The 12,694-nt window shown below is 70.0% G+C and carries 13 protein-coding genes; 9 read left to right on the top strand and 4 right to left on the bottom strand.

Annotated elements, in window-relative coordinates:
* Positions 1–11: 11 nt before the first annotated feature.
* The 3 genes from OO69_RS17865 to OO69_RS17855 all read right to left on the bottom strand — a co-directional run bounded on the left by OO69_RS17865 (position 12) and on the right by OO69_RS17855 (position 4,092).
* Positions 12–260 (bottom strand): Atu4866 domain-containing protein, encoded by a 249-nt coding sequence (locus OO69_RS17865; RefSeq protein ID WP_033281666.1) that lies wholly within the window; start codon positions 258–260, stop codon positions 12–14.
* 93 nt (positions 261–353) lie between these two features.
* Positions 354–1,997, bottom strand: coding sequence for an MFS transporter (locus OO69_RS17860; RefSeq protein WP_033281665.1), 1,644 nt, complete (start codon positions 1,995–1,997; stop codon positions 354–356).
* A 121-nt stretch (positions 1,998–2,118) separates the two neighbouring features.
* Positions 2,119–4,092 carry an amidohydrolase gene (locus OO69_RS17855; RefSeq protein WP_063744448.1) on the bottom strand — a complete coding sequence of 658 codons (1,974 nt, stop codon included), beginning with the start codon at positions 4,090–4,092 and terminating at the stop codon, positions 2,119–2,121.
* A gap of 163 nt (positions 4,093–4,255) precedes the next feature.
* Between OO69_RS17855 and OO69_RS17850 the strand changes: the two genes are divergently transcribed.
* From OO69_RS17850 to OO69_RS17840, 3 genes are all read left to right on the top strand, one after another.
* The gene (locus OO69_RS17850) at positions 4,256–5,188 is read left to right on the top strand and encodes a LysR family transcriptional regulator (protein WP_033281664.1); all 933 of its coding nucleotides are present in this window, start codon (positions 4,256–4,258) and stop codon (positions 5,186–5,188) included.
* 164 nt (positions 5,189–5,352) lie between these two features.
* Positions 5,353–6,090 (top strand): YoaK family protein, encoded by a 738-nt coding sequence (locus tag OO69_RS17845; RefSeq protein ID WP_033281663.1) that lies wholly within the window; start codon positions 5,353–5,355, stop codon positions 6,088–6,090.
* A gap of 116 nt (positions 6,091–6,206) precedes the next feature.
* Complete coding sequence (locus OO69_RS17840; protein ID WP_234444464.1) at positions 6,207–6,881, top strand: MIP/aquaporin family protein; 675 nt, start codon at positions 6,207–6,209, stop codon at positions 6,879–6,881.
* A gap of 126 nt (positions 6,882–7,007) precedes the next feature.
* Here OO69_RS17840 and OO69_RS49460 read toward each other — a convergent pair whose 3' ends face one another.
* Positions 7,008–7,463, bottom strand: a complete 456-nt coding sequence (locus tag OO69_RS49460; RefSeq protein WP_051801082.1) for a hypothetical protein — start codon at positions 7,461–7,463, stop codon at positions 7,008–7,010.
* 301 nt (positions 7,464–7,764) lie between these two features.
* Between OO69_RS49460 and OO69_RS17825 the strand changes: the two genes are divergently transcribed.
* The 6 genes from OO69_RS17825 to OO69_RS17800 all read left to right on the top strand — a co-directional run bounded on the left by OO69_RS17825 (position 7,765) and on the right by OO69_RS17800 (position 12,689).
* Positions 7,765–8,829 (top strand): aromatic ring-hydroxylating dioxygenase subunit alpha, encoded by a 1,065-nt coding sequence (locus OO69_RS17825; RefSeq protein WP_033281660.1) that lies wholly within the window; start codon positions 7,765–7,767, stop codon positions 8,827–8,829.
* The gene (locus OO69_RS17820) at positions 8,826–9,005 is read left to right on the top strand and encodes a hypothetical protein (protein ID WP_033281659.1); all 180 of its coding nucleotides are present in this window, start codon (positions 8,826–8,828) and stop codon (positions 9,003–9,005) included. Before OO69_RS17825 ends, OO69_RS17820 begins: the two co-directional genes overlap by 4 nt.
* Positions 9,002–9,937, top strand: a complete 936-nt coding sequence (locus tag OO69_RS17815; protein WP_033281658.1) for a PDR/VanB family oxidoreductase — start codon at positions 9,002–9,004, stop codon at positions 9,935–9,937. The genes OO69_RS17820 and OO69_RS17815 overlap by 4 nt, the downstream gene beginning before the upstream one ends.
* A gap of 237 nt (positions 9,938–10,174) precedes the next feature.
* Entirely contained in the window at positions 10,175–11,143 is a 969-nt protein-coding gene (locus OO69_RS17810; protein ID WP_033281657.1) for an ABC transporter substrate-binding protein, read from the top strand.
* Complete coding sequence (locus OO69_RS17805) at positions 11,140–11,913, top strand: ABC transporter permease (protein ID WP_033281656.1); 774 nt, start codon at positions 11,140–11,142, stop codon at positions 11,911–11,913. The genes OO69_RS17810 and OO69_RS17805 overlap by 4 nt, the downstream gene beginning before the upstream one ends.
* The gene (locus tag OO69_RS17800) at positions 11,910–12,689 is read left to right on the top strand and encodes an ABC transporter permease (RefSeq protein ID WP_033281655.1); all 780 of its coding nucleotides are present in this window, start codon (positions 11,910–11,912) and stop codon (positions 12,687–12,689) included. The genes OO69_RS17805 and OO69_RS17800 overlap by 4 nt, the downstream gene beginning before the upstream one ends.
* Positions 12,690–12,694 lie beyond the last annotated feature (5 nt).

The raw sequence follows: 12,694 nt of genomic DNA, 5'->3' as shown, positions 1-12,694 counted from the left end.
GCCGTGCCGACTTACGCGCGGTACAGGACGAGGTGCTCGTGGAAGAGCACGCCGTCCCGGACGTCACCGGTGGCGGTGAAGCCGGTGTCGTCGACGTAGTCGATGTGGTCGCCGGTGACGGTGTAACTGCCGGTGTAGGCGCTCTGCCGGTTGCCCCGGGCCTCGTCGTAGCGGCCGTTCGGGAGGAGTTCCTGGCGGATGTGCCCGTCGGCGGTGACCCACATGCCGACGAAGGGGTGCGGTGCTGCGTTCGTGTTCATGGCTCCACGCTCGCGTTCCCGCGCACGGGTAACCAGGCCACACCTCTCCTGGGTGTCCGGCACCCACCTTCGGGTCTTCCTTCAGGTCTTCCTTCAGGAAGGGCGGCTCTCCGAGGTGGATTGGACCGGTCCTACGGCGGCGTCGAAGGCGTGGGTCACCTCGGGGGCGGTGCCGGGCAGGAGCAGCGCGCGGGCACGGTCCTCGAAGCCCCGGTCGGTCGTGGTGAGCCGGTTGTGGTGCTGGGCGAGGTGCTCGGACCAGGTGCCGACGAGGTAGTTCTCGATGAACCGGCCGGGTTCGTTGCCGTCCTGGAAGAGGCCCCAGGTGATGGCGCCGGTGCGGCGGCGGGAGTGGGCGACCCGGTCCATGGCGTCGATGAACGCCGCGCTGTCCTCCGGTGCGACGCGGTAGACGACGGAGACCAGCACCGGTCCGTCGGCGGGGCCGGGCACGAAGACCAGCGGCGGGGTCGGCCAGTGGTCGGACAGCGTGGGATCGATGCCTTCCATGCCGTAGAGCCGCCAGCGGTAGAGGCTGAGCGCGCTGAGCACCATGACGGCGCTGCCGATGACGAGGGCCGTGGTCAGGCCCAGCCCTTGCACCAGGGCGCCCCACACGGGGGCGGCGACGGCCTGGCCGCCCTGGAAGACGAGAAGGTAGACGGCGAGTCCGCGGGCCCGGACCCAGCCGGGGAGGCGGGTCTGTATCGCCGCGTTGAGGGTGGACAGGACGCCGATCCAGGCCACGCCCGCGGGCAGCAGCACGAGGACCGCGACCCAGGTGATGTGCACGACGGCGAGGACGAGCAGAACCAGGGCGAACATGAGGGCGCCGGCGGCCAAGATGCCGTTGATACCCAGGTGTTGGCGCAGCCACGGCAGCGCGAACGCGCCCGCCACCGCGCCGACTCCGACCGCGCCGAGCAGCAGTCCGTAACCGCCCGAGCCCATCCCGAGGGAGTCGGCGGCGATGAGCGGGAGCAGCGACCACAGGGCCGCCGCGCCGGGGATGAACAGGGCCGTGCGCAGCAGGACGCGGCGGACGCCTGGAGCGTTCCAAACGTAGCGGCGGCCCGCGTACACCGCGGTCAGGAGCCGTTCCTGCTGGGCCACGGGCACGGTGGTCTTCGGGCGGTGCCACAGCACCAGTACGGCGGCGATCCCGAGGAACGACACCGCGTTGAAGCCGAATACCCACCCCGCACCGGCCGCCGCGACCACGACACCGCCGAGCGCGGGACCGACCGCGCGCGCCAGGTTCATGTTCACCGCGCCCAGCGCGGACGCCTGCCCCAACTGCTCCCGTTCCACCAGCTCCGGCTGGATGGCCTGCCACGACGGCCCCATCAGCGCGGTCCCGCAGCCGAGGAGGAAGGTGAGGACCAGCAGGGGTACGGCGGACAGCGCGTCCGCGAAGGCCAGCACGGTCAGTACCGCCGACACGGCGAACATCGCGAACTGCGCGACCAGCAGCAGCCCGCGCCGGTCGAACCGGTCCGCGAGCACACCCGAGGGAAACGCCAGCAGCACGATCGGCAGACTCGACGCCGTCTGGACCAGGGTCACCATGGTCGCCCCGTGCCCGAGCAAGAGCCACTGAGCGCCGACCGTCTGCATCCAGGTACCGATGTTCGACACGAACTGGGCGATCCACAGCGCCCGGAACACCGGCCGCCCCAACGGCGCCCAGGCCGAGCCGGACTCCGCGGTCCTCCCCGTCGTCGTACTCGCGCTCATGCTGCGGCTCCCGGGGCGAGATGTGCGGTCGGTCGAGAAGAACGTACGGCAGCTCAGTGCGGGTCGGGCCACCAAGCCGCCGTAAAACCGGACCCGCCCGTGGGACCGGTCCAACGGTCGGTCAGAAGCAGCCGTCGAGCGGGTCGAGCGCGCCGCCGACCTGGTGCGGCACCTGCGGTACGCGCTCGAAGTCGCCGCGCCGCTCGCGCCAGGCGCGCTGCTCCTCGGACTCGGCGGCGGCGTCGACGAAGGCGTGGGCCTGCCGGGCGCCGGTTGCCTCTGACGCCCAGGTCACCCCTGGTGCCTCGGTCGCCCCTGGCGCCTCGGTCCTCGCCTGGAATCCGCCGAAGCGGGCCACCGGGCTCCACGCCGGGCTGATCTCCGGCAGCGGGGCGGCGATGTTCTCGTAGTCGCCGACAGCGTGGACGAGCTTGCCGCCGGCCACGGTGAGGAGGGCCTCGATCCGGTCGATGTCCTCGTCGGCGACGGAGAAGTAGTCGGCGGAGAGGACGGCCAGGTCGCCGTACTTGCCCTCGGTGATGGTGCCCTTCACGTCGGCCTCGCCGGTGAGGTGGGCGCCCGCGCTGGTGTACATCTCCAGGGCGGTGGAACGGTCCACGCGGTTCTCGGCGGGGTAGAGGAGCGTGTCGCCGATGGTGCGGCCGGTGACCAGCCAGGACAGGGACAGCCACGGGTTGTAGCTGGAGACGCGGGTGGCGTCGGTGCCGGCGGCGACCAGCAGGCCGGTGTCGCGCATGGCGCGGATCGGGGGCGCCGTCGCGGCGCGCTCGGCGCCGTAGCGGTCGATGAAGGCCTTGCCCTGGAACATCATGCGGTTCTGCACGGAGACGGCGCCGCCGAGGGCCTTGATCCGGTCCAGGCTGCTCCGGCTGACGGTCTCGGCGTGGTCGAACAACCACCGTGTCCCGTCCGGGAATCCGCCGTCCGCGGCGATCTTCTCGAAGACGTCGAGGTCCTGGCGGATCGTCTCGTCGTAGGTGGCGTGGAGGCGGAAACCCCAGCCGTTGTCGAGCAGGAGACGGGCCGCCGCGTCGAGGTCCTCCCTTGCGCGGGTGGTGAGTTGGGGGCGTGGCTCGGCGAAGTTCTCGAAGTCGGCCGGGGACCAGGCGAGGTTCTCGCCGGCGCCGTTGCAGCGCAGCCACTCGTCTCCGTCGCCGGGGCTGACCATGCCGATCCAGCGGCGCAGGTCGTCGAGTTCCTGCCCGGCGGTCTGCGGGAAGAGGTGATAGGCGATCCGGACCGTCAACTCCCCGCGCTCCGCGAGCTCGGTGACGGCCGCGTAGTTGTCGGGGAAGTTCTGGAAACCGCCGGCCGCGTCGATGGCGCTGGTGATGCCGAAGCGGTTCAGCTCGCGCAAGTAGTGCCGGGTGGAGCCGAGTTGGTCCTCGGGGGCGAGGATCGGCCCCTTGGCGAGGGTGGAGTAGAGCAGCCCGGCGGCGGGCGCGGCCAGCAGCACACCGGTGGGGTTGCCCGCGAAGTCCCGGACGATCTCGCCACCGGGCGGATTCGGGGAGTCCCGCGTGAAACCGACGGCCTCCAGCGCGGCCCGGTTGAGGATCGCCGACTGGTACAAGTGCAGGACGAACACGGGGGTGTCGGGCGCGGCGGCGTTCAACTCGGACACGGTCGGCAGCCGCTTCTCCGCGAACTGCTCCCCGGTCCAGCCGCCAACCACCCTTACCCACTGCCCAGTTGGCGTCCGCCCGGCCTGCTCGCGCAGCATCCGCAGGGCGGTGCGCAACGACCGTACGCCGTCCCAGCGCAGTTCGAGCAGATAGTTCAACCCGCCCCGGATGACGTGCAGATGGGAGTCGTTGAGCCCGGGGATCACCCGCCGCCCGAGTGCGTCCACGACCCGGGTGGCGGGGCCGATGTGCGGGGCGACGGTCGCGTCGTCTCCCACGGCCGTGAAGACGCCGTCGGTGATGGCCACGGCGGACGCGGCGGGGCGGGCGGGGTCGCCGGTGTGGATACGGCCGTTACGGACGACGAGCTGGGCGGGGTGCCGGACCCCGTCGTAGGGGCGTATGCCACCCACGGGCATGGTGCCCGCGGGCATGGTGCTGCTGGACATGGAGGCTCCTCGGAGCGGGAGAGGCGAGGGGAGGCAGGGGGGCGGGGGCGGTCGTCCGGCGACACCCCAGACGCTAGGTCTGCGACAATGGATCGGTCCAACACATGGTTCTGCTCGAATCGATCGCCATCACAGATCGAGGCGGACAAGGAAGGCGGCGGCAATGGACCTGCGGCATCTGAAGTACTTCCTCGCCGTCGCAGAGACCCGCAACTTCACGCAGGCGGCGGCCAGTTGCTACGTCGCGCAGTCCGCCCTGAGCCAGCAGATCGCCCGGCTGGAGAAGGACGTGGGCGCCCAGCTGTTCAGCCGCACCAGCCGTTCCGTACGGTTGACGGCCGCCGGGGAACTCCTCGAACCGCTGGCCCGCCGCATCCTCGCCGACGTCGACACCGCCCAGGCCGCGCTCGACGCCCTGTCCGGGCTGCGGCGCGGGCGGCTGCGCCTCGGCCTCGTCCAGACGCGGGCCTCCTCCGTCGACCTCGTCGAGGTGATGGCCGACTACCACGCCCGCTACCCGGGCATCGACTTCCACGTGACCAACGCGCCCAGCGCGGAGATGGCCGCGGCGGTCCTGGCCGGGGACCTCGACATCGCCGTGGTGGGCCTTGGACCGCGCCAAATTCCAGAAGGGCTCGACCACCAGGTCCTGGCGGCCGACCCCCTCGTCCTGATCGTGCCCGCCGACCACGCGCTGGCCGACGGCGGTGACGTCGTCGACCTGGCCGATCTGCCGGAGAGCCACCAGCTCATCCAGTTCACCCGGGGCAGCGGACTGCGCCGCCAGGTGGAGGCCGCGTTCGCCCGGGCCGGAGTGGAACCCGGCCAGCACTTCCAGGTCGGCCAGATTCAGGACATGATCCGGCTGGCGGCACGGGGTATCGGCGTGACGGTCGTACCGAGGTCGTCGGTGTTCCTGGACCCCGCGGCTTCGGGCAGGAACGCCCGGGACGCCTTGCCGTACGGCGCCCGCGCGCTCCGGATCGCGGACGAGGCGGCCGTACACACCATCTGCGCGGTCCACGACAGCAAGCGCCTGGCGCCGGCGGCCGCCGCGTTCCTGGAAGTGGTGGAACGGCACGCGATCAGGGACTGAGCGGGTCCCGACCGATCGATCGCTGACACCGATCGCTGCACCCGCATCCATATGTTGGACGTAACGCTCCCATGGCGCGACGCTCGGAGGAAGAAGCCGGAATCCGGAATCCGGAATCCGGAATCCGGGAGACCGGAAGCCCTCCAGCGAATGGGAGCAATGCCATGTCTGCCGTACTGCGCGACGCGTGGACCACGGTCGTCCCCGACATGGAGGACCGGCACGGCCCGCTCCCTCCCCTGATGCTCGCGCTGACGGTGGTGACCGGGCTCGTGGACGCCTTCAGCTACCTCGTCCTGGGCCATGTCTTCGTCGCCAACATGACCGGCAACGTCGTCTTCTCCGGCTTCGCGATCGCCGGCGCGGCGGGCTTCTCCCTGGCCGCCTCCCTCGCCGCATTGGCCGCGTTCGCCCTCGGCGCCCTGCTCGGCGGCCGCCTCGCACACGGGGCCGCCGCCCACCGGGGACGGGTCCTGCACCTGGCACTGCTGCTGGAGACGACCCTGGTCCTGGCGGCGTACGTCGTCGCCCAGGTCGCCGACATCTCGCACGTGACCACGGCAGTCCAGTACGTCTTGATCGCCCTCCTCGGCCTGGCGATGGGCGTGCAGAACGCCACCGCCCGCGCCCTGGCCGTACCCGACCTGACCACGACCGTCCTGACGCTCACCATCACCGGGGTCGCCGCGGACAGCCGTCTCGCGGGCGGCAAGGGCAGCAAGGTCGGCCGCCGCGTGCTCTCGGCCGGGGCGATGTTCGCCGGCGGTCTGGCCGGTGCCCTGGCGGTCGAGCACGGCGGCCGGGCACTGCCTCTGCTGTTCGCCGCGGTGCTGCTGGTGGCGGCCTCCGTCACGGCGTTCGTCCTGACCCGTTCCGACGCGTCCTGGACGAAGCCGCTGTGAACGGAGCCACCGTGAGGGAAGCCGCGGTGAAGGACGCATCCCCAAGTCCCCCGTGGCGGCGCACACTTCACTCCGCGCTCCTCGAACTAGCCCTGACCGCCTTGATGTTGTTCGTCGTGGCGACAACGGTCCGCTGGCTGCTGGGCACCATCGGCCCGGCGTCCGTCGGCTGGTGGAACACCCCGGAGGGCAGACTCCTCGCGGTGGCCCCTCTCTCCGGCTACACGGTCACCGCCGTCATGCTCTCCCCCTGGGGCAAGGTCACCGGCGGCCACATCAACCCGGCGATCACCCTCGCGATGTGGCGCTACGGCCGCACCCCGGGCCGCGATGTCGCCCCTTACGTCGCCGGTCAACTGATCGGATCCCTGCTCGGCGTCTCGGCCGGACGACTGGTCTGGGGCCCGGTGTTCGCCTCCCCGGTCGTGGACTACGCCGTCATCCGCCCTGCCCCCGGCTGGAGTTGGGCCTCCGTCGCCCTGATCGAGACCGCCACGATGTTCGTCATCGTCGCCGTCGCCGGAATCGCCGTCTCCAGTCGCCGACTTGGGCCGTTCACCCCGTGGGCGGTCGGCACGATGATCGCCGTCCAGATCATCGCCTTCGGCACGCTGTCGGGCGGAATCGCCAACCCGGCACGGGAGTTCGGGCCGGCGATGTTCTCGGGCAACCCCTCGCTCCTGCCCGTGTATCTGCTGGCCCCGCTGCTCGGTGCGCTCGGGGCGACGGTCGTGGTCAACCGGGTCCACGCCGGGAAACAGCGCAGGCGCCGCTTCAGCTTGTACGAATGATCTTCAAGGTTGTCGGCAGCACTTCGTCACCGACCGTTCTCACGGTGGACGGCACCCGCAGGATGCGCAGGGAGGGCACGAACCGCAGCGAACTGACGTCCACTTCGGGGAGGGGCGTTTCCAGCGTCAGTTCGACGAGACGAGGGAACTCGTCGAGCCAATCCCAGCATGCAATAGCACCGCATCACTCGAAAGCCCGATCGTCGCAGCCGGATTGCTCGACCGGAGGCTCCGTGACAATTCCAGATGGCCGAGCTGAACGGCCTGGACGTCGTCCATGTCGATGTGCTCCAGAAAACACAGCGAGTGGGTGACGGCGTTCACCACGGCACGTTGCTCGAAGCGGGGAAGCCGTTCCGAGACACCCGTCGACAGCGCCGCGCGCTCGACCAACTCCTCGGCGATCTTACGGAGTTCGACATCGGTGAGAGTCCGCTTCTCCCCACGGAACGACACCAGGCCGGAGATGCGGACAGGTCTGTCGACCAACCCCGCGCCGGGCCCGTCCGGGCGAAACAGCTTCTTCACCAGCGGGCCGACGACGCTCGACGCGAGACGGGCCCCAACACTTACGGCTTCCATGGCGGCATCGGCGTAGAACTCCCTTGAGGCGCAAGGGAGTTCAACCGATCACAAGGCCATGAACGATCACCGAAGCGATCACATGACGCCAAACTGCGCCTTCGCTCCGACAGGGCGTCGGAAGAATGCGATACGGCACGGGACCGGCGAACCCAGCGCGTGCGTCGGCCACGGGAGGACGACGCGGAAACCCTTCCGCCTGACAGAAGCCACCTTGCCGACCCCCCGCCCGCCTCAGGACGCTGATCCCAACCACGGCACGCGGGGCGACGAAGCCCCGCCGACAGGGACGGGACCGCCAATGCCGCACACCACCGCCTTCGCCCGCAACCAGTGGTACGTCGCCGCCTACAGCCACGAGGTCGGCCGGGACCTGCTCGGCCGGACGATCCTCGGCGAACCCCTCGTCTTCTACCGCACCGAGGACGACGGCACCGCCGTAGCGCTCCACGACCGGTGTGTGCACCGCCGGTTCCCCCTCTCCGAGAGCCGCCTCGACGGGGACCGCATCGTGTGCGGCTACCACGGCTTCACCTACGACACGACGGGCACCTGCGTGTACGTGCCGGGGCAGAAACGCATCCCCCGCACCGCCCGCGTCGCCTCCTACCCGGTGGTCGAGCAGGACGCGCTGGTCTGGGTGTGGATCGGCGACCCGGCGCTCGCGGACCCGCAGGTCATCCCCCGCGCCCCGCACCTCGCCTCCCCCGAGTGGGTCACCGTCAGCGGCATGGAACCGATCGACGCCGACTACGGCCTCCTCGTCGACAACCTCCTCGACCTCTCCCACGAGACCTATCTGCACGGCGGTTACATCGGCTCCCCCGAGGTCGCCGAGACCCCGATCACCACGGAGGTCGACGAGGGCGCCGGCGTCGTACGGGTCAGCCGGCACATGGGCGACGCGGAATGCCCGCCGTTCTACGCCAAGTCCACTGGAATACAAGGCCGGATCACCCGCTGGCAGGACATCGAGTACCACGCGCCGTGCCTCTACCTCCTGCACAGCCGTATCGCCCCGGTCGGCGTACTCCCCGAGGAGGACGGCAGCGACCCGAACGGGTTCCACACCGAGATCACCTACGCCATCACGCCCTCGTCGGACGGCAAGGTGTACGACTTCTGGGCGGTCTCCCGCGACTGGGCGACCGACGACGCCGAGGTCACCGAGTTCCTGCGCGGCAACAACCACACCGTCGTCATGCAGGACGTGGACGCGCTCAACCTCCTTCAGAAGACGCTGGGTTCGGAACGCGGTGGCTACCAGGAGCTGAGCATCAACATCGACACCGGTGGCCTCGCCGCCCGCCGTATCCTCGCCCGGCTGGTCGAGGAGGGCGCCAAGCCCGTGGAGAAGGTCCAGTGACCGCTCCGACCGGCGAGGTCTACCGCATCGACTGGCTGCCGGGCACCGACGTCCTGCACGGCACCTGCCACTGCGGCCGCGAGCACACGTCCCAGGACCCGATCGAGATGTGGGAGTGGATGCTCGCCCACCCCCGCGGCCACGTCGTCGACGATGCACAGGGAGCCGACGCATGACCACCTACGATGCCGAACTCGTCCTAGCCGGACGGGAGTTGGCGGCAGACGGCGTCCTCGCCCTCACCCTGCGCCACCCGCTGGGCGAGCAACTCCCCACCTGGGAACCGGGCGCCCACATCGACGTCGTCCTCGGCCCCGACCTGGAGCGCCAGTACTCACTGTGCGGCGACCCGGCCGACCGTACGACCTGGCGGATCGCCGTACTGCGCGAGCCCGACGGGCGAGGCGGATCGGCTTACGTGCACGGGCAGTTGGAGCAGGGCGACAAGGTGCGGGTACGCGGCCCGCGCAACCACTTCCGGCTGGAGCCCGCCCCCCGCTACCGCTTCGTCGCGGGCGGCATCGGCATCACACCCATCCTCCCGATGCTGGCCGCGGCCGAGGCGGCGGGCGCGGAGTGGAGCCTGCTCTACGGCGGCCGCACCCGCAACTCCATAGCGTTCACCGAGGAGTTGAGCCGCTACGGCGACCGCGTCACCGTCGCTCCGCAGGACGAGGTCGGGCTGCTCGACCTGCCGTCGGTCCTGGACGACGTTCCGGACGGCACCCTCGTCTACTGCTGTGGTCCCGGGCCGCTGCTCGACGCGGTCGAGGCACGGTGCCCCGGCGGCATCCTGCATGTCGAGCGGTTCTCGCCCAAGGCCCAAGTCGCGGGCACCGACAGCGAGTTCGAGGTCGTGCTGGAGCAGAGCGGGAAGACGGTCACCGTCCCGGTGGGCGTGTCCGTGCTCGACACCGTGCACGCCGCCGGTGTCGAGGTGCTGTTCTCCTGCACCGAGGGCACCTGCGGGACCTGCGAGACCGACGTCCTCGAAGGCACCCCGGACCACCGCGACTCGGTGCTGAGCGAGGAGGAGCGGGCGGCCGGCGAGACGATGCTCATCTGCGTCTCACGCTGCCTGGGAAAGCGGCTCGTCCTGGATCTGTGACGACGCCTCCTGGACCCGTGACGACGCGGGCCAGCTCCTCGATGACGCCGGACAACCCGGCAAGAGCGCACTCACGACACGGCAAGAGCGCACTTCGGTAACTGTCAACAATATTGTGAGCACTAGGCATTGACCTGGCCGCGACGGGGCCTTACGTTCCCGCTCAACACCAATTGAGCACCACTGTGCGATGTGCGCACAGCCTGTCGGAACACCGTCGTCTGCACAGGAGTTGCCATGCGTCGTCTGCTCGTCGGCCTCGCGGCCGGATCCATGCTGGTCGCCGCGTCGGCCTGCGGTTCGTCCGGCAACGGAGCGTCGGACAACAGCAGTTCGTCCACCGGAACCACCACCGTCAAGGTGGGGGTCATCCCCATCGTCGATGTCGCCCCGCTCTACCTCGGCCAGAAGGAGGGCTTCTTCAGCAAGCACGGCCTGAAGCTCTCGATGACCCTCGCGCAGGGCGGCGCGGCCATCGTGCCGGGTGTGGTGAGCGGCCAGTTCCAGTTCGGCTTCTCCAACATGACCTCCCTGATGCTCGCCCAGTCCAACGACGTTCCCGTGAAGGCCATCGCCAACGGCGTCGCCTCAACGGGCGTGTCCGGCAAGGACTTTGGCGCCCTCGTCGTCAAGAAGGGCAGCACCCTCAAGTCGGCGAAGGAGCTGGAGGGCAAGAAGGTCGCGGTCAACACGCTGAAGAACATCAACGAGACGGCCGTACGCGAGTCCGTCCGCAAGGCCGGCGGCGATCCGGACAAGGTCAAGTTCGTGGAACTGGCCTTCGACCAGATGCCGGCCGCGCTCGACAAGGGCCAGATCGACGCCGCCATGGCCGTCGAACCCGCGCTCACCACGATGTTGAACCAGGGCGCCCAGCAGATCGCCTGGCCGATGGTGGACGTGGCGAAGAACCTCACCGTCGCCATGTACTTCACCTCGCAGGCGTACGCCACGAAGAACGCGGCCACCGTCAAGGCGTTCCAGGAGGCCACCGCCGAGTCCCTGGCCTACGCCGACGCCCACCCGGACGAGGTCCGGCAGATCGTCGCCACCTACACCAAGGTCCCCTCCAGCGTGCTGGCCAAGGTGATCCTGCCCAAGTGGCCCGCGGATCCGAACCGTTCGTCGATCGAGGCGCTGGAGAAGCTGAGCGAGACCGACGGCCTCTTCAAGAAGACCCCCGACCTGAACACGCTGCTTCCGTGAAGGGACTGAACACCGCACTCGGTGCGGCCGGACTCGCGGCCTTCCTCGCCCTCGGCGAGGTCGTGCCGCGCGTCGGCATCGTCAAGGAGGCCTACTTCCCGCCGACGAGCAGGATCGCCTCCGCGTTCTGGGACGAACTCCAGGACGGCGCCTTCTGGTCGGCCCTCGGCGACACCCTCACCGGCTGGGCCCTGGGCCTGGCGATCGCCGTCGGCGCGGGCATCGTCGTCGGCGTCCTGCTCTCCGTCGTCCCCCACCTCCGCGAGGCCACGGCCTCGACGATCGAGTTCCTCCGCCCGATCCCGTCGGTCGCCCTCATCCCCCTGGCAGTGCTGTTGTACGGCACGGAACTCAAGTCGGTGCTATTGCTCGTCGTCTACGCCTCCTTCTGGCAGATCCTGATCCAGGTCCTCTACGGCGTCCAGGACGTCGACCCGGTCGCCGAGGAGACGGCGCGGTCGTACGGTCTCAGCACCTGGGCCCGGGTCCGGCACGTGCTGTGGCCGAGCGCGCTGCCGTACGTCATGACGGGCGTGCGCCTCGCGGCGGCCGTCGCGCTGATCCTCACCATCACCGCCGAACTGGTCATCGGGGCACCGGGGTTGGGCGCGACCATCGCGGTCGCGCAGACCTCGCAGGCCGTACCGGAGATGTACGCGCTGATCGTGGTGACCGGTCTGCTGGGGCTGCTCATCAACGTGGGCGCGCGGACGGTGGAACGGCGGGCGCTGGCCTGGCACCAGTCGGTGCGCGGGGAGGTGGCGGTGTGAGGCGGACCCTGATCCGGCTGCTGTTCGCGGTCGCGCTGCCGGCCGTCCTGATCGCCCTGTGGTGGCTGGCGTCGGACGGCAGCACCAACGTGTACTGGCCGCCGCTGCGCACGATCCTCAAGACCTTCCCCGACGTGTGGACCGGCGACCGCCTCAAGACGGACGTCCTGCCCAGCGTCCTGCGCCTCGCGGCCGGTTACGCCACGGCGGCCGTCGTCGGCGTCGCGATCGGCACGGTCATCGGCTCGTACCGGCGGGTGCGCGCGGTGTGCGAACCGGTCCTGGAGTTCCTGCGGGCGGTCCCGCCACCGGTGTTGGTCCCGGTCATCATGCTGTTCGCGGGCATCGGCGACACGATGAAGATCGTGGTCATCGCGAGCGGCTGCGTCTGGCCCGTCCTCCTCAACACGGTCGAGGGCGTCCGCGCGGTCGACCCGGTCATGAAGGAAACAGCCCTCTCCTACGGCGTGACGGGCGTCGCCCGGCTGCGCACGCTGGTGCTGCGCTCGGCGAGCCCGCAGATCTTCGCGGGGCTGCGCCAGGCGCTGTCGATCGGGATCATCCTCATGGTCATCAGCGAGATGTTCGCGGCCACCGACGGGCTGGGCTTCACCATCGTCCAGTTCCAACGCAGCTTCGCCATACCGGACATGTGGACGGGCATCCTCGTCCTCGGGATCCTGGGATTCCTGCTCTCCGTCGTCTTCCAGCTGGTCGAGCGGCGGGTGCTCGGCTGGTACCACGGCCTGCGCGCGGCCGCCCGCCGGTCCCCGTGAACATC

This window comes from Streptomyces sp. NRRL F-525, from assembly GCF_000716605.1.
GTDB lineage: Bacteria > Actinomycetota > Actinomycetes > Streptomycetales > Streptomycetaceae > Streptomyces.
Note: the sequence above shows the minus strand (reverse complement) of the source record. Positions and strands in the feature narration are given on the sequence as shown.